Raw genomic sequence first — 20,648 nt, 5'->3', positions numbered from 1 at the left:
GTGTTAAGATAAAATATAACAGTCCAGAAAGGGGATATTTTGAAACGAAAAAACTACAGTAAAGAATTAAAAAGCAAGGTCGCATTGGCAGCCATAAAAGGAAATCAAACTGTCAATGAGATAGCCTCTGAGTTCGGCATTCATGCTAGTCTTGTAAATCGGTGGAAAAAGGAAGCCATAGAAGCCCTGCCATTGGTTTTTGGCAATAGCAAGGCAAAACAAACCAAAGAAGCCGAAATTGAGCGAGACCGTCTTTATCAAAAGGTTGGTAAACTCCAGGTTGAACTGGATTGGTTAAAAAAAAACACCGGACACCTTTCAGCAATTCTAAATTTGACGATTAACCGGAATTCATTTTAATATCAGTTATATTCAATTCAAGCTGTTCTGCCATAAAGTTTATCAAATGCTTCCAGTTATCAAAATACAAGTACTTTGTTAATGCTTTAAAATCATGAAAAAAAATTTTTCTTACGGAAAGTGCTTTTCGGACTGAAAAATATGTTTTATCCATAAATTCCAGGAAAATATGGCTTAAAAATGCCAAAAGATTCAGAGTTAATAATGTAGAAGATAAAAATTTTTTCCCATGACCATAATTATGTTCAAGATGATATCCTTTGGTTTTAAGAACGTTATTATTTTCATTTTCAACTTTCCAACGCGCTCTTCCCGCTTGAATTATTTGTTCAACGTTTGAGTCGTCTATAATGAAATCTGTAATGAATGAATTATAATAACAGGTTTCCTGCGTCTTTGTGTTGGTTATGGTAATGTCTGCCCAATTAACATGGAGAACATTTTCTCCATCTTTAACAGGTAAGTTATTAAAGTAACGAAGAATTATTTTTTCATGGTATTTCCCATTCCAACGCCTGCTGGAAATAGATGAGACATTATTGCTTTTGATAAAACCATCTAAATATTCATAGAGAGTCTTGTGTGAATCCGGCTTACAAACTAATATGAAATGGAACCCCTTAAGAAGCAATTGTTTGCAAAACGGCTCTCTTGAAAAAAGATCATCCCCTAAAATAATAGATCTTTCATCCGCCATATGGACATTTCTCTCAATCGATCTTTTGGCAGCATTAAGTTCACAATCTTGTTTTTTTGAACCATCTTGGGGAATAACAAATTCAGGCTCAAGCGGTATCACTGTTGTGCTGCCAGGCTGTGTTATAACAGGTGTCAGCACTTTATGAGAATATGACACTTTACCGTTCTTATGATGTGTAACCGTACAATTTTTACAATGTATTTTGGAAGATCTGAAGTACTCCGTACCATCAATTGCGACCAACAGGCAATCCTGAAAGAACCTGTATCCACCCAAGTGACCGGACTCTTCAATTTTTGAATAACAATCTGAAAATACAGAATAGAAATTATCGGGCGAGACCCCATCTAAAATATTACGGATTTGATTATCTGATGGTATCTTTTCAATTTTGAACAAACTTTCAGCGTTGCTTTTGCCCTTCGCTTGTTTCATGGAATTCTGATATGACAAAAAGGATGCGGATTGACTGAAAAACATTGAAAAGGCTCCTAATACGGCATCTTTCACCTCATAGGTTAACGCAGGACTAAAAGATCTATAATCGGGTAACCGGTCAAATGTATTATGAAGTTTGTCTATAAACCAGTCAAAATTGGAGCTACAGTTCATTGATATCCCATTATTTTTTGTTTAATACCATGGTTTGATCTCAATCTTAGGTATTGATCAATTGCTTTAATTTAAACACACTATGTCCGAATAGTTGATTATAAGTTAAAAATCAAGATCTTATTGATTTTGGTTCAAATTTAAAATTGCTGCATATTTATCACCTCAATGCCCCAAATTTAATTTTTAATTGAGGCGACATCTATCCTGACACAGGGGGATTTCTACGGACGCAAACGAGAAATCATAAAGGTGAGCGGTTATACCTTGGCACCAAGGGAGGTTGAAATACTTGGCTTAGCGAATCCAGCTATTGATAAAATTGCGGTTATAGGCATTCCCCATCCCAAAAAAATGGAAATAGCAAAAGCATTTATAACGCTAAAGCGTGTCCTTTCGGTTGGCCTGCGTGAATTAATTTCAGCAGGATGATAAATTCCGATTCCAAACATTATTATAAAGGAGGAACCGATGAAACCAGCGACATCATCAACCATGGATTCTGCACTGGAAGAAGCCAGACAACAGTTCAATGAATGGCGTAGGACAAAAACCGGCAGAGAACGTATTCCGGAGTCTTTATGGCAGTCAGCCATAGATCTGTTTCATACCGGTGAGTACAGCCTGCATAAAATTTCCAAAACATTAAAATTGAACCATACGGATTTTAAAAAGCAGGCAAACAAAAACCTTGCCGTCCCCCAAGAGCAGACACCTGCCTTTATTGAGCTGGCACCGCTGGTATCTGATTCAGAATGTGTCATAGAGATGGAAGATGTTTCCGGATCAAAGATGAGGATGTTCTTTCGAGGCAAACCTGATCCGAATTTGATTGAACTGGGCAAGTCCTTCTGGAGAAAACCGGCATGATTCAGATCACTCCCCATATGAGGATACTTTTGTCCGTGGAGCCGGTGGATTTCAGAAAAGGCATTGACACCCTGGCGGCATTATGCCGGACTGTTTTAAAGTCTGATCCGTTTTCAGGATGTCTGTTTGTGTTTCTCAATCGTCGAAGAACCGCCATCAAAATTTTATGCTACGACGGCCAGGGATTCTGGATTTGCCAGAAGCGCTTGTCTCAGGGGCGTTTCAAATGGTGGCCGAAAAAGGGATGTGATACAACTCTGGCCCTTGATGCCCATGAACTCCAGATGCTGCTGTGGAATGGCGATCCGTTTCATACCCAGGCAGCTCCCATGTGGAGAAAAATCCCGGCATAATTTTTTTATTCAATCTGATTTTTTTTGCATACACTTCAGCTAAAAAAGTGCTATATGCAGCTGTCATGAAAAACAACCGTATCCTTATATACTGCGACAAAAGTGCAGCAAAAAAAGATTTTGGGTTTGCCACATCCCCCAACGCAATGACTTGGTCATGGAAAAGATCCAGTTAACTCAGGAGGAGGTTGATGCCCTTTTGGAAAGGGTAAAGGCCAATAATATCGCCAGCGGTGATTATGATATCATTAAATCCATGGCTGATGCCGTTACGGTTTTAAGCCAGGCTCTTAATAAAAAAGCAACCTCTATAAAGCGCCTGTTGACCATGCTGTTTGGTGCAAAAACAGAAAAAAAGGATACGGTGTTGAAAAACACCGATCCCAAAAGTAATGATGATGACAAACCTAAAAAAAGGACTGTACCGAAACCCGATTCAAATCAGAAAAAACCGAGGCACGGCCGGATACCGGCTTGCGACTATACCGGAGCAGACAGAGTTCCCATATCCCATGATAAGCTCACGCACAAAGATCCATGTCCCTTATGTCCCAATGGTAAACTTTACAAAATCAAAGAGCCCGGTGTTGCGATCAGGATAAACGGCCAGGCGCCCTTAAATGCAACCGTGTATGAATTGGAGAAGCTGCGCTGTAACCTGTGCGGGGAAGTCTTCACGGCCACAGCTCCAGATAACGCCACCGGAAAACAGTATGATGAAACCGCCAAGGCCATGATCGCCCTTTTAAAGTACGGCTGCGGTTTTCCCTGGTACCGCCTGGCAGGTCTCCAGAAAAGCTTGGGTATTCCAGTTCCGGCATCCATGCTGTGGGAAAATACAGAATCAGCAGCAGACCTCATCTATCCTGCATTTGATGAACTCATGCGGCAAGCGGCCCAGGGCAACGTCTTCCACAATGATGACACCACCATGAAAATTCTGGACCTGATCAAGGAAAACCAGTTTTTGGATAAAAAGGAACGAACCGGAGTTTTTACCTCAGGCATCATCTCTGTTTTGGATGATGATAAACGAATCGCTCTTTTTTTCACAGGCCGCTGTCATGCCGGAGAAAACATTGCATCATTGTATGACCTGAGGGATAAAGGAAAATCTCCACCAATTCAGATGTGCGATACCCTTTCCAGGAACATGTCGTCCGAGTTTAAAATTATTCTTATTCATTGCATGGTCCATGCCCGCCGCAACTTTGTCGATGTGGTGACAGCCTTCCCGGAGGAATGCAGTTATGTCATTGAAATCCTGGCCAAGGTCTATGAAACGGATGCTCTGGCAAAAGCCGAACAGATGAGCCCGGAAGAACGGCTGACATATCATCAGGCTCACAGCGGTCCCGAAATGGAAGCGTTGCGTTCCTGGCTGGACAAACAGGTCAATGAAAACCTGGTTAAACCCAATTCCGGCCTGGGCAATGCTATTGCTTATATGCGAAAACACTGGACCGAACTTACTCAGTTTTTACGGATTCCCGGCGCACCGCTTGATAATAACATCTGTGAGCAGGCTTTGAAACGCAGTATTCTTAACCGGAAAAATGCCCTTTTTTACAAAACACAGCACGGAGCTTACATAGGCGACATGTTCATGAGTCTGATTCACACCTGCAGCTTGATAAAGGTCAACGCCTTTAATTATCTGGTGGCCCTTCAAAAATATTCTGCCCGGGTATTTAAAAATCCCTCTCAATGGATGCCCTGGAACTATGAGACAGCTGCAACCCTTGCGGCACAATCAGCCTGAATCCACCTGCATTTTAATCAATCAGGGACGCACGCTTCACAGCCTCTGAACAAATTCATGCTGAACCTAATGCTGTATTGAGAACCATTGGTAACATACCCGTAAATAAATTTCACGCAGGCTTACCGAAAGGACACGCTAAAGCCTGGTTACAATCTTTCGGAAGAAGAACTGACTCAATGGTTCAAGGATAACGTTGCCGCCTATAAAGTTCCGTTGGTGGAGATCAGAGCAACCCTTCCTATAAGCAATAAAGGAGAAGTGCTTAAACGAATTTTAAAAGATGAGGAAATGTCTGTATAACAAAAAGTTACGGGATGCAATCCTCTTTTAATATCAGATTAAACGAAGTAAGAAAGGAATTACTATGAGCTGCTATGTTTGGGTCGAAATAACTATTCCAGATCGAAAAAAAATATCCGAGTACATGCGAAAAGCCCCTTATATTGTCCAAAAATACAATGGCAAATATCTTGTGCGTGGTGGTGAGGTGAGTGTTCTCGAAGGAACAATTGGTGCACATCCGATAAAAATATTGATTGAATTTCCAGACAAGGATAGCGCGGTAGCATGGTATGAATCACCGGAATACAAAAACATCCATCACATTCGCACGGATAATTCTTTCTGCAACTTTATGCTTCTCAACACAGGGGGAGATTGTTAACTGCGGAAAAGAATATGTGGTGGTTATCAACCTATCCAGATTTTTTGATCGACTATAACTTGAGTTTTGGCGTTATGCTGATGGCTGTAATATTTTTGTCCATCCGGACGATGATCTTTGGGGCCCTCCTGATCTGTATGAAAGGAGGGCTTCCCAGGTCTTTTTGCCTCAAAGGATTGCGCTGTCTGGTCACTTCTTCATTTTAAGTTTTCATCAGTCACCATATGGCAGGGGTATTTTCCTGGATAGCTGTATCTCGTTCATCTCTTTAATGCTTGTACGGATAAATTTTACCCGCTCTTTTAATTCTTTCATGCTCAAGCCGTTCCTGGTCATTTCCTGACAATATTTTTTGATAACCGGTTCCACAGCCTTGTTCCATCTTTCCTCCTCAGTGGCTGAAAGTTGAATCAATCGTCCTTTTTTGCTCTTAAAATATTCGATACCTTCCAGATCGGCCTGGTTCCAGCCTATGCCCATTTTATCAATGTAAATTTGATTTACATCCTCAAAAACTTTTTTAGTCTTTTCCGGCAGTTGATCCCATTTATATTTATTCATGACTACATAGAAGGTATAAACATTGCCAACCTGCCAATTGGTTGTGCAATATTTGACAATTTCCCCGAAGCGAAAATCCTTTAATGTGCTGAAAGGCAGCATAGCGCCGCTGATGACATTGTACTGGAGAGCCTTGTATGTTTCTCCTATGGCCATTTGGGTTGAAGCCGCTCCCAGAGCCTTTGCGGTATCTGCAATCCGCCCGGTGGCCCTCAAATTTTGTCCCTTCAAGTCTTCAAGAGTTTTAATCGGTGTATTTGTGGTTGAAATCAGGTTCGGACCGCATGCGAAAAAAAACAGCACTTTGGTTTTATCAAATTCTTTCGGACGGTATTTATTATAAAATTTGTTTGCCACATAAGTAGCTACCCAGGCGGAAGGCATGCCAAAAGGCAGGTCACACAGGGCCATCTCAGGAAAAAGGCCGGGTGTATAAGCCAGGTTGCTGAGGCCTATATCCGCTATACCCTTAGTTATGCCGTCAAAAACATGATTTGCCTTTAACAGATGCGCTCCAGAAAAATATTGTATCTCAACTTCACCATCAGTTCTTTTTTCAATTTCTTTGCACCATTCTTCCGACAGCTTTGAAGCTATATGTGATGATGGAAAAAAATTGTTAAATATAAGTTTGGTTTTGGCAAAGCAGACACCTGTAAAAAAAACGGTTACTAAGATGATGGACACAAAAAAGCCGATTTTTTTTACCATTGAAGGTTCCTCCTTGTTTTTTATGTGAAAGTCTATTCCAGAAATAAAAATCCTGGCCCAGAGGCCAGGATTTTTATTGCCCCTAAAAGGGGCTTAGTTTATTTCATCTCGTTGATGATAATTTTTTGTTGACAAATAAGCTGCTAGCACGATTCACTTCAACCAATGAATCATGATCCAATGTTTATTATTTCATTAGAGTCCTTTATTGTCAGATCGGAAAAATCTCTTTCTTTGACAATTTTATATCCATCCCATTGATAGAACCCTTTTCCTGTTTTAACACCAAGCTCATTCCTGGCGATCATCCGGAAAACAATAAGCGGTGGATAAAGGCGGGGATCCTGGGTGGATAGATACATGGCCATCCCGACACGGTACATGGTGTCCATGCCGATAAAATCGGAAAGCTTGAAAATTCCTTGAGGATGGCCCAGACTACCCTTAAAACCCCAATCCCCGTCAGCAACGGTTATTTCACCACGTTCAAGAGCCCGGTAGGCGTCATACATAAAGGGCATCAAGTGTTTATTGACCCAGAAACCGCTTACATCGGATGCCACAAATGGTTTTTTCCCCATGTTCTTAAGAACGTCCAGGGTGAACTGGAGAGCTTCCTCAGCCACTTTTTTGTGCCGGACAACTTCAACAGCCGGCATCTGATACACCGGGTTCATGCCATGGGTACCGATAAAATTCTCTGGTTTGACACATGCATCCGCCATGGCAAGAACATTCAAAGAGCTGGTGTTGCTCCAAAGTATGATATCTTCCGGCAGCAGAGGAGTAAATTTTTGCAGCATACTGCATTTGAGTTCAATATCTTCAAAAATGCACTCGAGGAAAATTTGGCAGGATTGCAGTTCTTTGATAAAAACGTCTTCACTCTCGACTATGGTGTATTTGCCCATCCGGGCCTCGACATTGAAGAATTCATCGTCAGCATATTTCTTTGTTTTCAACCACTCAAGATCCTCGCCAGTCTGCTTTTTAGATTTCTCAAACATTGTCGGATTCACATCAAATCCAATGACTTCAAAACCGGCTTCAAGACAATTTGCAACCCAATCCGCACCCATTTTGCCTAAACCTAAGACTCCAACTTTTTTTACGTTTTTAGGATCCATTACTTCTCCTTATTTATATATAGATAATAAAATAACTACTAAAATAACTTGCGATGCTGGATTGTTTTTATAAACAGCACCTATACTCCCGGCCACCGAAAGCAATGCCAAACAGCTTAAAAACAGCTTAAAAACAGCTTAAAAACAGCTACAATGTAACAAAACATATAACAATTATCAAGAAAAAACTTGCCTGCCAAGAATCCCAATCATTTGGAATGATTAGCGGATAAAGTCGGCATTGGTTCTATTTGTATTTCTCCTTTATTTGTTGATAGAGCCGGGTGAAAAAAGAGTTTCAAGCTTTCTTCTTCTATTTTGCTGAGTGAAGTGAGATAGGATCCCACAAAAAAAACGATACCTGAAACAATAAAAGAGGCAAGAAACCCGTTGAGCTGGAAAAGAAATTTTTGGGGAAAGAGAACCATGGCCTTACCACCCACGAGAAAAAACGTCACGTTCATGGTTGCTCCCACAAGTGTGGACAGGATGGCCCCGGTTTTGGTGGCTCTTTTCCAGTAATAGGCCCCCCAGAGAGCAAAAAAGGTGACGGCACCCGTGCCGAATGCAATGATGGAAAGCTCTGCCACAGGTGTATTGGGATTCCAGGCGATATACACACAGATTGCCATGATAATCGCCACACTGACCCGGGCTATGGCAATGAGTTCCGACGAATTTGTTTTCGGTCTCATTGTTTTGACAATATCTATTGCAATATTAGTGGCATTCCCAAAAACAATCCCGTTCACGGTTGACATAGCGGCCGTAAATCCGCCGGATACAGCAAGTGCTGCCAGCCAGTCCGGCATAGTCGCAGAAGCTACAAGCCCATAAATTTTATCTGCTTCAACTCCTTCAAGCCCTGGAACAATGGTTTTACCGGCTATACCAATCAGTGTGGGCATGGTAATGACCACAAGGCTTATGCCGCCGAATGAGAGAAACATGGCTTTTAATCCTTTTGCTGAACGGCTTGCATAAGCATGCATATAAGGTTGGGGAAAACAGACACATCCCAGGCACATGGCCGATGCCATGCCGAAAATCATGGGGTAGCTCCACACTTTCCCCCCGGCCCAGCCGATCTGGAACAACTGGGGGTGTTTGCCCATGACCATTTCCATGGTGGGAACAAAGCCTCCGTTTTTCATCATGACAAAAAAGAAAAGTATGAAGACCATGATGGAAAAAAACACGCCCTGGATGGCATTGACCCATGCCGCCCCTTTCATGCCACCCATCATGAGGTAACAGGCAATGAAAAAAGGGACAAAAAACAGGCCAACATGATAGGAAATCTTTCCTTCGCTCATGGCCTCTAATATAACCCCGATTCCCTGGATTTGAGCTACAAGAAACGGAATGGACGCCATGAGGATTGTCAGAACCACTGTAATTTTCGTGGCCGACCCATACCTTTCTCCAAAGGGACTGCCCATGGACATCCATTTTCTGGATCGACCCAGAAGAAAGGTCTTTTTGTGCATGTAATACCATAAAAATCCCAGGGGAACCAAATTGGCTGTCAGCACATATAATGATCCGAATCCCAGACGGTATCCAAAACTTGACATGCCGAATATGGTAAAGGCACTTAAGAAGGATGCAAGAAGACTGAAAATAAGTACAAAATAGCCAAGGCTTGAGCCTGCTACAAAATAATCATCTGCACTTTTTGTAAACCCTTTGCGAAATGCCACATAACTGATATAGACGGATACCATGCAAATCCCGGTAATAATAGTGACGGCTACCATTTTAATTCTCCTTCGTAGTGTTTATTTTTTCAAGCGCAGCCATGATTCCTTCAAGATCTTCGTCATACAATGCCAAATCTGTCCGAAACAGATAAACCCATTCAACTATAAAAAGGACCGCACCAATAACCAGCAGGATAAAAGCCCACGAAGGCATTCCCATGATTAAGGCAACTTCACCATAACTCCCATATCCGATAGGGCACCAACACAACATGGTGAGAACAAAAAATGTAACTATAAAAAAAGTGCTTTTATTAAACGCCATTAAATTTCTCCTTTTGGATCAATGTTTTAAAAGGATGTAGTCTTATCGCAAAAATCACATACTTAATGTGATCCGACAGACCTGGTCTTTCTCTGGGTCATTGCAGTCCCCTTTTTTTATTAATTTTCAGCTTCAAAGGCCAGCTGTCGTGCAATTCTGTCCCTTAAGGTTTTTTTGTCTACTTTGCCCACATTGGTCAAAGGGAGCTCGTCAAGAATTTCAAGTCGTTCCGGCATTTTGAATATAGCTATTCGGCGTTCATTTTCTAAAAATGAGTTCAGTTCGTTCAGATTTATAGATGCCCCATTTTTCAGTGTCACAAACACACAAGTCTTTTCCCCCAATACCGGATCAGGCATTGAAACACATGAACAGTTGTCAATATTAATATGTGCGAGGATGTGGTTTTCAACCTCTTCAGCACTGATTTTTTCTCCTCCCCGGTTGATGCAATCTTTAATTCGGCCCTCGACAATGATATTGCCGCTGGGATGAAGTCGAACCAGATCACCGGATTTATAAAACCCGTCATCACTGAACGCCTTTAAATTGTGCTCAGGTACATTGTAGTATCCGCGAATGGTATGGGGTCCCCTGCACCAGAGTTCGCCAACATCCCCATCGGGCATATCTTCTTCTGTGATCGGATCGACTATCCTGAATTCTTCACCCTTTGACTGTGGACGGCCCTGGGTGTCAAGTTTAATTTCCTGAGGGTCGTTTTTACGGGTCCAGAAAAGAGGGCCTTCTCCCATTCCAAGCACTTGTTGGAGGTCACAATGCAACTCCTTTCCAATCCTTACGGCTACTTCAGGATTCAATTTGGAACCGCCCGTAAGAATGACTTCAAGTGAACTCAAATCAAATTGATTACGATCCTGATAATTCAGCAGAGAGATGATCATCGCCGGAACAGCGACCCAATGGGTTATCTTGTGTTCCTGTATCAGTGACAGGGCTGCTTTCGGGCTTGGATTCTGGCTGATAATCTGGCATCCGCCCTGAGTAACCAGCCCCATGAAGCCGGGGCAGGCGAGTGCAAAGTTATGTTCCTGGGGAATGGCAATAAGCATGCGCGTGTTTTGGTTCAGCTCACACATATCTGCATTGCAGGTGAAATTATGGACATAATCATTATGGGTTCTCGGAATCAGTTTGGGAACCCCTGTCGTACCCCCTGAAAGCTGTAGCAACGCCGGCATATCAGGGTCCGGCTGAGGCAGGATGTCAGGATTCTCCCTTTTTTCAATGGGGTCTTTTAAAAGGGCATCAATAGAATGAAATCCATTTTGCACGTTATCTCCCAAAACAAAGGCCATTTCAAGCGGAGAATTTTTTTGTGCCATGATATTAGCTGCCATTGCCTGTTTGTCTGTTTTTTTAAACAGATCAGGTATAACGATGGCCCTGGCGGCTGCAAACTGGGTGAAGTAACCAATCTCCGCCTCCTGATGAGGAGGCAGTGCCATGATGGGTATGCCGCCAGCCTTGATGATGGCAAGACAGGCAATCAGAACCTCGGGTACATTGGGAAGCTGTAGCACAACCCGGTCTTTTTCCTTTAAGCCCAGTATGTGAAAGTGAAGTGCAAGACGGGTGACCAGCTTCCCGAATTCTTCATAGCTGTATCGCCGGCCACTGTCTGAGATTAGAATGGTATTGCCTGAAAAACGGTTAAAACTTTCTTCCATAATCTGTGAAATGGTTTTGTCTTTCCAAAATCCTTGTTTACGGTACTGTCTGGCAAATTCTTCCGGATAAGGCGTAAACCCTTTAAAATTAATCATTTAACATTTTCTCCTTTAACGTTACGGATGATAATTCATCCAAATATTACAGCTTCTTTAACAGAAGCTTCTAAATCAACATTTACGGGTGTTTTGCCGCAAATATTTTTTTGGACTGAATAAACAAAACCCAAATCTTGATACACGTTTGCCCAAACTGCTCATATAAAGGGGAAAAATATCAGCTGATATCAATTCTTCTTGAGAAGTATGTAATTTTTTTTTCATCATGCATCTGCCTTATCAGGTATTGGTCAACTGCTGATATATAAAGCAATCTGTATGCCATATTATAAACACCTGTTATTTAAGCATATATTTTATATGCGAATATGCTAAACTGAAAACTATTTTCAAATATTCTTTGAAAATAGTTTTCAGTTTTATTTTCAATTTTTTTTAGGTATTATCCTGTTAATTTTTTTTTAATAGTGGAATAAGGTTTTGCGCTGTAAATTTAGGATAAAAATTTTTACAAAGGTGAAACATGAAACTGAAAACCATATTGGCAATAAATAAAGAAAGAATCATCAATGAATGGTTTGATGCCCTGACCAGCAATTCTGGAACCAGTTATTACAAAATAACGGAGCAGGAACTTCTACCGCTGTTGAATAAAGCCGTCAAAGGATTTTATGATGTGCTTGTATCAGACCAGTGGGATGGGCTTGATTCCTTTATCACCAGTATTGCTCATAAACGGTTTTCACAAGGTTTTAAAGTATCTGAAGTACAAAAATCATTTGAACTTTTCCGCCGAATCCTCATTCCGCTGATGATTAAAAATATGGATACCCAGGAGCTTTGTAAAGAAGCGCTTCGTCTCCAGAAATGTATGGTGTTTACCATCACCAGATTCAGTGAAATTTTTCAAAATATCCATGATGAATTCATCAAATCACATGCACAATCTCTGGAAAAGGAAGTTGTCAGCCGGACAAAAGAGCTGGCAGAGTCAGAAAAAAAATACAAGATACTGGTGGAAGATATCAATGACGGTTATTTTGTTGTGATCAATTGGAAAATTGCGTTTGCAAACAAATCCTTTGCCCAGATGCACGGGTACTCACAACACACTATCCTTAAATCTGATTTTTTAAATTATGTTGCCCCTGAATCCTATGAGGTGGTCCGTTCGGCTTACAACGCCAGTATGATAAAGGAAACAATTTCCGGTAGAATTGAGTATTTAAGGCTGCACAAAGACGGGCGCCGGATGCCCACGGAAGTGATTGCCAAACGGTCTACATTTGAAAATCAGCCGGCCACTATAGGGATTTGCAGGGACATCAGTGAACGGATTGCACTGGGCAAAAAAATTCATGAAACAAAAAAGTTAACCGCGCTTGCAAAACAGGCCGGATACCTGGCCCATGAAATCAGGAATCCCATGTCGGCGGTAAAAATGAATTTACAGATGTTTGAACAATCGGAGCAGAACCCGGTAAAGCTGCGCTTGATTGAGACCAGCCTTGATGAAATAACACGGATTGACCAGGCTCTGCTTGAAATGATGAATTTAAGCATACCGTTCCGTCTTGAAAAAAAACATGTGAGTGTCCGGCAGCTACTGGAAAATGCAATTGCGGTCATGCATCATCGGATTATCAATAATAATTTAACGGTAAGCGTCCGGTTAAGCCGTCAGATAGACATGATACAAATAGACCCCCAGCGGATGGAACAGGTGATTTTGAACTTATTATTCAATGCCATCGAAGCCCAGCCGGGCTCAGGAAAAATCTTTCTTTCTTCCAGGCGCCTGAAGCAAAAGAACAGGAGCATGCTGGAAATTGTTTTGGGCGACAATGGGCCGGGCATTCCAAAAGAAATATTGCCGCACATTTTTGATCCCATGTTCACGCAAAAAAGCAAAGGCACTGGGATAGGGTTGAACAATGTCAAAAGAATAGTAGAAGCGCATGGCGGCGAGGTAAAAATCAAAACGCGGCAGCCAATGGGTACAAATTTTTTAATCCGGCTTCCCCTGGAGTGAACATATGGAATCTAATGTATTAGTCATTGATGACCAGCCCTCAATTCTGGAGTCAATGAATGTCTTTTTCCAGCAACGAGGCTGGATGGTTTACACCTCGCTGAAAGGGCTGAAAGGTCTCGCAATGGCCAGAAAGTTAAAGCCTGATCTTGTGATCCTCGATATCAAACTGCCGGACATTGATGGACTGGTGGTGCTTGAAAAAATAAAAAAAGAGATACCACAGACCCAGGTTATTATTATCACGGCCTATCAGGATATGGAAAATACAATTGCGTCCATTAAGATGGGTGCATTTGAGTTTATCCATAAGCCGATTGATATTCATGAAATGGATGCGGCCCTGTACAAGTTATCCAAAATAAGCGGCAAAGGTGTTGACGTCAAAAACCAACAGATCCAGGGAAAAAGATTCAATTATGATATGTCCTACATTGTCGGTAAAAGTATGGCAATGAAAGAGGTATTCAAAAAAATCGCACTGGTCACTGATTCCAGGGTGACGGTCCTGATTCAGGGAGAAAGCGGGACCGGCAAGGAATTGATTGCAAAGGCCATCCATTTTCAGGGGATATACAAGAAACAGCCGTTTATTGTAATGGACTGCTCCACTCTCGTGGATACACTGGCGGAAAGCGAACTTTTCGGATATGAAAAAGGTGCTTTCACGGGAGCTGATTCCACTTTTGTCGGCCGTTTGGAAAAAGCAGGGGACGGTACGATCTTTTTCGATGAGATTGGAGAAATGCCGCTGCAGACACAGAGCAAGCTGCTTAGGTTTCTTCATGAAAAAGAATTCGTCAGGGTAGGCAGTACAAAAGTAATCCGATCCAATGCAAGGATACTGGCAGCTACAAATCGGGAACTTGATACCATGATGAGTCAAAAAAGCTTCAGAGAAGATCTTTTCCACCGACTCTCAGTCATGACTATCCATGTACCACCTCTAAGGGATAGGAAATCTGATATTCCATTACTTGCCGACTACTTGATCAAAAAAATCAGTGCCCAGACCCATATGCAGGTAAAAAGTTTTGATTCGGATATGCTGACCCATATTTTTTCCAGGTACGACTGGCCCGGAAATGTTCGACAGCTTGAAAACACACTTACCCGGGCAGTCCTTATGGCAAAATCTTCCTTGTTGACTGAAGAAGATCTGTATGCTGCACTGGGGAAAATATCTGAAAAAAAACAGAAAAGTGAACTATTCAAACCGCTTTGTGAGGTTGAAAAGGATTATATCATCAAAGTGCTGGATGCCTTTGACTGGCATTTTGGTAAAACATGCCGTATTTTAGGTATCACCCGTCCGACCTTAAGGTCAAAATTAAAAAAGTACAATATTGGCAGCAAAAGATAAAATAGGCATTCATTTAAATTAAAAAGAGGCAAATTATGATTCGATCATTTGATGGAAAAACACCACAGATTGCTGTTACAGCTTATATAGATGAAACAGCAGTGATTATCGGGGATGTGGAAATCGGAGAAGAGAGCAGTGTCTGGCCGGGGGCTGTCATCCGGGGGGATATGGGAAAAATTACAATTGGAAAGCAAAGCGTTATCGAAGACAACTGCGTCATCCATTCAGGTATACCGGGAGAAGACGATTCTCCGGTAAGTATCGGGGACAGGGTGACAATAGGACATGGAGCAGTGGTTCACAGTATTTCTATTGGCAGCCATGTTCTTATCGGCATAAATGCGACCTTGTTACACCGGTCAATCATAGGAGATTTTTGCGTTATTGCTGCAGCGACTCTTGTTGGTCCCGGCCAGGAAATTCCAGACAACTCTCTGGCAATGGGAGTGCCTGCAAAGATAAAAGGAAAACCATCGGAAAGCCAGTTTTGGTGGTCAAAGAATTCGTTTGAAAAATATAAAAATTCAGCAAAAAAAATAGCTGGCTTATGAGGTTTAGATGAAAAAGAGTCTGCCGGTCCCGCTACATTAAAGAATACGGATCAACATCCACAATCAGCCGCATCCCTGACTTGGGCTTTGTCTTGGGATTATCCATCATGGATTTTATCAGCTGGTTTAACATTGCTGAAGAAGGGCTTTTCACAAGAATCTGCCATCTGAACCGTGAAGAAATTTTGGGAATACTCGCCTCAATGGGTCCCAAAACCTGAACCAGATCCTTTTGATTTTCCTGAGCTTCAACCATGGCTTTGAGAACCTGTGCAACAGTGGCGGCATAGACTTTTACCTTTGCCGCGCTGTTTCCCGACAGTTTCAACTGAATCATCCGCGAGAAGGGCGGATACATCAAGGCTTTCCGATACGGCACTTCATTTTGAAAAAATTCAAAAAAATCCTGTTTCCTGGAGGCTTCAATAATAAAATGTTCGGGATTATAGGTCTGCATAATCACTTTTCCCGGCGTATCCCCTCTTCCTGCACGACCGGCCACCTGGGCCAGAAGCTGAAATGTTCGCTCCCCTGCCCTGAAATCCGGAAGACTCAAGGACAAATCGGCACAAATCACGCCCACCAGGGTGATAGAGGGAAAATCATGCCCTTTGGCAAGCATCTGGGTTCCCACAACAATATCGATATTCCGGTTTCGGATACTCTTCAATATTTTTATGGTGGCCCCTTTTTGGGATGTGGAGTCCTGATCCATCCTCGCAAGCCTTGCATCCGGAAACAGGGCCTTTAGCATGGATTCAACTTTTTCAGTTCCAAACCCCAACAGCTTTATTTTTTTAGACCCGCACTCCGGGCATTTGATGTTGACGGACCGGGCATAACCGCAAAGATGGCATTGATATTCATTGTGCCCTTTGTGCATGGTCATGGTAATATCACAATATTTACAGGACAAGGATTTGCCGCAGTCCATGCAGACCGGAAAGGTTGCAAAACCCCGCCGGTTCAGAAAAATCAATGCCTGCTTTCCTTGATCAAGACAGGCCCTGATCGCTTGCGCAAGCGTTGGCGTAATGATCCGGTCACTGCCCCTGGCATCTTTATAATTTTTCAAATCCACAAGGATGATCTCCGGCAGGGGATGACGGTTGATACGGGTTTCAAGTTTTAATTCTTCGAACCGCTTGAGAACCACATTCTGATAGGATTGCACCGAAGGGGTGGCAGACCCTAAAATCACGGGGCAGCCGTTAAGCTTTGCCCGGACAACGGCCAGATCCCTTGCATTATATCTGAGACCTGTCTCCTGCTTGTAAGACCCGTCATGCTCCTCGTCCACGATAATGACCCCGATATTTTCAAACGGTGCAAACACGGCAGACCTGGCCCCGATAACAATCTTTACTTTTTTTAAAACGATTTTTCGCCACTGGTCCAGCAGCTCACCCTTGGACAAGGCAGAATGAATCACGGCAACCTTATCACCAAACCTTGCCCTGAACCGTCTTTCCGTCTGGGAGATCAGGGAAATTTCCGGCACCAGCACAATGGCGTTTCTCCCCTTTTCAATCACATCCCAGACCAGCCGCATGTAAACTTCTGTTTTGCCGGAACCTGTGATACCGGACAAAAGGTAAGGGCTAAATCTTTGGCCTGATTTGTCCTGTACCTGCCTTACCACCCGTTCTTGTTCCGCTGTCAGTTCCGGTGGTCTGTCCGGCTCAACAGGATCACCCAGGGGGTCTCTGAAAACCTGGCGTTGAATGATTTTGACATATCCGGCCTCGGCCAATGGTTTGATCAATGCCGGCGCAGTGGGAATCTTAGCTTTCAACCCGGTCAGGGAAATTTCTTGTTTCTTTTTGACCAGTGCAAGGAGCTTTTCCCGTTTTTTTGACATGCGAAGAGCTGTTTTAGGGCCATCCCCACAAAGGATGAACTTTTCTTTTTTTATGGTGGCCCCGTCTTTTTTCAAAACTGCTGAAACCGTTATCAGATCATTTTTTTCCATCCGGCGGATAAGGGCATTGATGGTGGTGTTTTTACTGTTTTTCACCAATTGTTTCAGGGTACACGATTCTTTTTGCAGAATAGATTCAAGGACCTGGGCTTCCCCCGGCGTTACCTTGGCATTATTCAAGCTATGCCGCCCCTGCCGGGTCACAAACACACAGGAGACATCATGACGATCAAAACCCGAAGGAAGAGCTGTTTTAATAACATCCCCCAGAGGATGGATATAATAATTTGAAATCCACTTGAAAAATGAAATCTGTGATTCAGGGAACAGGGGATGATCATCCAATACATCCAGAATCTTCTTTGCTGTAAACCCGTCACAGCTTTCCTGCCCGGAAAGGATATATCCGGTCACACGTCTTCTTCCGAACGGAACCAGGACTCGCATTCCCGGGGAACAAACCGCTTTCAGTTGATCCGGAACCCGGTATGTATAGGACTGCATTACAGGAAGAGTCACGGCAACCGATATGTAAGGTGTCTTAATCATTTGTCCTATTGACCACAAAAACCGAAATATTTCAACATAAGACTGGCTTGAAACAATTACAAATCATGTCAAATCAGACAAAAACCTCTTAAATCGATAAAACCGCCCAGGATACAAACAAATACCGCAAAAATTTACCGACGCTCACAAGAAAAAGGAATACAACAAAATTTATTTTCAGCACGCCTGCTGCCACGGTTAAGGGATCTCCAATAACAGGAACCCATGCAAACAAAAGACTGAAAACCCCGTATTTTTTAAACCGTTTTTCAGCCTGCCCCATTGCCAGGTCTGATAAGCCAAAAATTTTATAAAAAGATATCCGGCTGCCCAAAATTCCCAAACCATAATTTACGACAGATCCCAGCACATTGCCCGAAGTCGCTGCAAAAACCGTTATATAAGGACTCAGATCATGAGTTAACAAATAGCCCAGAACCACTTCGGAACTCATGGGGAGAATGGTTGCGGCAAGAAACGAAGCAAGAAACAGTCCCCAATAGCCGTATTCACTCAAAATTTCCACAGGGTCTATTCAAACAACTTAAAAAGTGCCTGGGTTCCCTTGTTTTCATATCCCATTTTGACTGTTTTTTCATACAGGGACATGGCAAGATCAAGCCCAGGAGTTCTGAGACCCGAACGACTTGAAGATGCTATGGCAATCTTCATGTCCTTTATAAAATGTTTGATATAAAACCCAGGTTCAAGGTCACCGGCAATCATACGGGGACCCAGATTGTTCAAAGACCATGACCCTGCAGCTCCCTGCCCTATACTCTTGAGTACGGTTTGAGGGTCAAGGCCTGCTTTTTTTGCATAGGCAAGGGACTCACAAACCGCGACCATTCCGGCGGCAATGGCAATCTGGTTCGCCATCTTTGTATGCTGGCCTGATCCTGCTTTGCCTTGAAATACAATATTTTTACCCATCACTTCAAACAAAGGGATCATTTTATCAAAAATCTTTTTATCCCCACCCGCCATAATGGAAAGTGTAGCGTTCAAAGCCCCCAGGTCACCGCCGGACACCGGTGCATCAAGACATTCAATACTGAACAACTTTGCCTGTTCATAAATCCTGACTGCAAGATCCGGGCTGGATGTGGTCATATCAATCACAACAGTACCTTTTCCTGCATGGTTTAAAATACCGTCCGGCCCCAGGTACACATCTTCAACATCAGCGGGAAATCCTACCATGGTAATAATCACATCACATTTTCTGCTCAAGCGCCCCACTGTATCTTCCCAGACAGCACCTTTTGAAAGGATTATTTCAGCCTTCTGCCGTGTACGGGTATGGACATGCAGCTCATATCCGGCATTTAAAATATGGCCTGCCATGCTTTGCCCCATGACACCCAATCCGATAAATCCGACACTGGTTTGTCCCGGTTCGACACTCATTTTTAATATCTCCCAAAAAAATTAAATTTCCCTATTAATGACAGTTTTTTAAGGGTTAATCAATACGATGTAATTTCCAATAGACAGCCAAAGTTATGATCAACCCCAAAAACAAGTAAAACTATGAATTTTGTAAGAAATTTACCTACACCAGAATCAGAAATCCTCCAATTGATTCATTGACGCCATATTTGATATCCTTTTAACGGCAAAGATAGATTCTTTTTAAACACCAAAAACAGGAGGATCGTAATGAAAAATAAGGGGTTATTAATAATCATTGGAGCAGTTGTAATTGTCCTGATTTTTGCAGGACTCTATATTTCGGGTATATTCAAAAAGGCACCAACGGTTGTTGAAAAAAAAGAAACAAGTAGAATCGTTTTTGGTGGCGGCCCTGCCGGTGGGACATTCCAGGTGGTGGCCAATGCCATCCAGGTGTATAAACCCATGAAAGCTGTTGCAGAATTTAAAGTACAGGCACAATCTTCAGCCGGTTCAGTGGAAAATTTAAGAAAAACAGATTCCGGGGCTCAACAGATGAGCGTTGTGTACTCAGGTCATGTCTACCTGGGTCGAAACGGCATGATGAAAAATGATACAAAAAAATATGAAAATGTCCTTGCTGTTGCATGGCTCTATGGCGCTCCGGCTCAGCTGGTTACACGAAAAGGTTCAGCAATTAAAAGCGTAAAAGATCTGAAAGGCAAAAAAGTCGGGGTCGGCAATGCCGGTTCAGGTGCGTTTGCAAACTGTGAACTGTTTTTTTCCCACATGGGAGTCTGGGATGAAATCGAAAGAAATGCAATGGGGTATAATGATGCGGCTCAGGCATTTGGCAACAACCAGCTGGATGCTTTCTGGCTGTTCACGGCTTTTCCCAGCGGTGCCGTTATCATGGCGGCCCAGACAAATGACATTGAACTTATAAATCTTGATGAAGACGCTAAAGCAAGCGGATTTTATAAAAAATATCCTTACTTTGCAAAACTTTCCATCCCTGCAAATACATACAAGGGTGTAGAGTATGACTCTCCCTCGTTCCAGGATTCCGCTCTCTGGGTGGCAAATCCAAAAGTGTCTGCCGATCATGTTTATAAAATGCTTTCCCTGATCTTTACGGATGAGGGGCTGGCCCACATGAGATCACAGAAAAAGACCTTCAAATATATGGCAGTTGAAACCGGTGCCGATGGTATCGTAACACCTTTCCATCCGGGTGCTGAAAAATTCTGGAAAGAAAAAGGGGTTTTAAAATAAGTTAATCGTTAAAATAAGTTAACAGGGCTATTAATTTAAAAAACAGGAAGGCAAATC

At 42.6% G+C, this 20,648-nt stretch carries 19 protein-coding genes; 10 read left to right on the top strand and 9 right to left on the bottom strand.

Annotated elements, in window-relative coordinates:
* Positions 1-39 precede the first annotated feature (39 nt).
* The gene (locus BLT94_RS15765; RefSeq protein ID WP_175530376.1) at positions 40-360 is read left to right on the top strand and encodes a transposase; all 321 of its coding nucleotides are present in this window, start codon (positions 40-42) and stop codon (positions 358-360) included.
* On the opposite strand, the gene BLT94_RS15760 is transcribed toward BLT94_RS15765, so the two are convergent.
* Entirely contained in the window at positions 341-1,459 is a 1,119-nt protein-coding gene (locus BLT94_RS15760) for an ISNCY family transposase (protein ID WP_245743148.1), read from the bottom strand. The two genes, BLT94_RS15765 and BLT94_RS15760, sit on opposite strands and share 20 nt — an antisense overlap.
* 480 nt (positions 1,460-1,939) lie before the next feature.
* Between BLT94_RS15760 and BLT94_RS21815 the strand changes: the two genes are divergently transcribed.
* From BLT94_RS21815 to BLT94_RS15735, 5 genes are all read left to right on the top strand, one after another.
* Positions 1,940-2,104 carry an AMP-binding enzyme gene (locus BLT94_RS21815; protein WP_175530375.1) on the top strand — a complete coding sequence of 55 codons (165 nt, stop codon included), beginning with the start codon at positions 1,940-1,942 and terminating at the stop codon, positions 2,102-2,104.
* 39 nt (positions 2,105-2,143) lie between these two features.
* Positions 2,144-2,542, top strand: a complete 399-nt coding sequence (locus BLT94_RS15755; RefSeq protein ID WP_092236151.1) for a hypothetical protein — start codon at positions 2,144-2,146, stop codon at positions 2,540-2,542.
* Positions 2,539-2,895 (top strand): IS66 family insertion sequence element accessory protein TnpB, encoded by a 357-nt coding sequence (gene tnpB, locus BLT94_RS15750; protein WP_092236147.1) that lies wholly within the window; start codon positions 2,539-2,541, stop codon positions 2,893-2,895. The genes BLT94_RS15755 and tnpB overlap by 4 nt, the downstream gene beginning before the upstream one ends.
* 157 nt (positions 2,896-3,052) lie before the next feature.
* Positions 3,053-4,657, top strand: a complete 1,605-nt coding sequence (gene tnpC, locus BLT94_RS15740) for an IS66 family transposase (protein ID WP_092236141.1) — start codon at positions 3,053-3,055, stop codon at positions 4,655-4,657.
* A 367-nt stretch (positions 4,658-5,024) separates the two neighbouring features.
* On the top strand, positions 5,025-5,324 hold the full coding sequence (locus BLT94_RS15735) for a DUF1330 domain-containing protein (RefSeq protein WP_092236138.1): 300 nt from the start codon (positions 5,025-5,027) through the stop codon (positions 5,322-5,324).
* A gap of 213 nt (positions 5,325-5,537) precedes the next feature.
* Here BLT94_RS15735 and BLT94_RS15725 read toward each other — a convergent pair whose 3' ends face one another.
* From BLT94_RS15725 to BLT94_RS15705, 5 genes are all read right to left on the bottom strand, one after another.
* The gene (locus tag BLT94_RS15725; RefSeq protein ID WP_092236132.1) at positions 5,538-6,596 is read right to left on the bottom strand and encodes a TRAP transporter substrate-binding protein; all 1,059 of its coding nucleotides are present in this window, start codon (positions 6,594-6,596) and stop codon (positions 5,538-5,540) included.
* A 170-nt stretch (positions 6,597-6,766) separates the two neighbouring features.
* Positions 6,767-7,723, bottom strand: coding sequence for a 3-hydroxyacyl-CoA dehydrogenase family protein (locus tag BLT94_RS15720; RefSeq protein WP_092236130.1), 957 nt, complete (start codon positions 7,721-7,723; stop codon positions 6,767-6,769).
* Between the two features lie 209 nt (positions 7,724-7,932).
* Positions 7,933-9,483 carry a sodium:solute symporter family protein gene (locus BLT94_RS15715; protein WP_092236127.1) on the bottom strand — a complete coding sequence of 517 codons (1,551 nt, stop codon included), beginning with the start codon at positions 9,481-9,483 and terminating at the stop codon, positions 7,933-7,935.
* Between the two features lies 1 nt (position 9,484).
* Entirely contained in the window at positions 9,485-9,751 is a 267-nt protein-coding gene (locus BLT94_RS15710; protein ID WP_092236124.1) for a DUF997 family protein, read from the bottom strand.
* A gap of 119 nt (positions 9,752-9,870) precedes the next feature.
* Positions 9,871-11,538, bottom strand: coding sequence for a (2,3-dihydroxybenzoyl)adenylate synthase (locus BLT94_RS15705; RefSeq protein WP_092236121.1), 1,668 nt, complete (start codon positions 11,536-11,538; stop codon positions 9,871-9,873).
* 487 nt (positions 11,539-12,025) lie between these two features.
* Between BLT94_RS15705 and BLT94_RS15700 the strand changes: the two genes are divergently transcribed.
* From BLT94_RS15700 to BLT94_RS15690, 3 genes are read left to right on the top strand one after another with little or no spacing between them, the layout of a single operon-like run.
* Positions 12,026-13,534, top strand: a complete 1,509-nt coding sequence (locus BLT94_RS15700; protein ID WP_092236118.1) for an ATP-binding protein — start codon at positions 12,026-12,028, stop codon at positions 13,532-13,534.
* A 4-nt stretch (positions 13,535-13,538) separates the two neighbouring features.
* Positions 13,539-14,897, top strand: coding sequence for a sigma-54-dependent transcriptional regulator (locus BLT94_RS15695; RefSeq protein WP_092236115.1), 1,359 nt, complete (start codon positions 13,539-13,541; stop codon positions 14,895-14,897).
* A gap of 35 nt (positions 14,898-14,932) precedes the next feature.
* The gene (locus BLT94_RS15690; protein WP_092236113.1) at positions 14,933-15,451 is read left to right on the top strand and encodes a gamma carbonic anhydrase family protein; all 519 of its coding nucleotides are present in this window, start codon (positions 14,933-14,935) and stop codon (positions 15,449-15,451) included.
* Positions 15,452-15,482: 31 nt separating this feature from the next.
* Here the strand turns inward: BLT94_RS15690 and priA are convergent, their stop codons facing one another.
* From priA to BLT94_RS15675, 3 genes are all read right to left on the bottom strand, one after another.
* On the bottom strand, positions 15,483-17,921 hold the full coding sequence (priA, locus tag BLT94_RS15685; RefSeq protein WP_014959202.1) for a primosomal protein N': 2,439 nt from the start codon (positions 17,919-17,921) through the stop codon (positions 15,483-15,485).
* 88 nt (positions 17,922-18,009) lie between these two features.
* A complete protein-coding gene (locus BLT94_RS15680) occupies positions 18,010-18,447 on the bottom strand; it encodes a YqaA family protein (protein WP_014959203.1) in 438 nt (145 codons plus the stop codon).
* Positions 18,448-18,452: 5 nt separating this feature from the next.
* Positions 18,453-19,331, bottom strand: a complete 879-nt coding sequence (locus BLT94_RS15675) for an NAD(P)-dependent oxidoreductase (RefSeq protein WP_092236111.1) — start codon at positions 19,329-19,331, stop codon at positions 18,453-18,455.
* Positions 19,332-19,583: 252 nt separating this feature from the next.
* On the opposite strand from BLT94_RS15675, the gene BLT94_RS15670 reads away from it, so the two are divergent.
* On the top strand, positions 19,584-20,591 hold the full coding sequence (locus BLT94_RS15670) for a TAXI family TRAP transporter solute-binding subunit (RefSeq protein ID WP_014959205.1): 1,008 nt from the start codon (positions 19,584-19,586) through the stop codon (positions 20,589-20,591).
* The last annotated feature ends 57 nt before the right edge of the window (positions 20,592-20,648 follow it).

Source organism: Desulfobacula phenolica (genome assembly GCF_900105645.1).
Taxonomy (GTDB): Bacteria; Desulfobacterota; Desulfobacteria; order Desulfobacterales; family Desulfobacteraceae; genus Desulfobacula; species Desulfobacula toluolica.
This window is presented reverse-complemented; position numbering and strand designations above follow the sequence as displayed.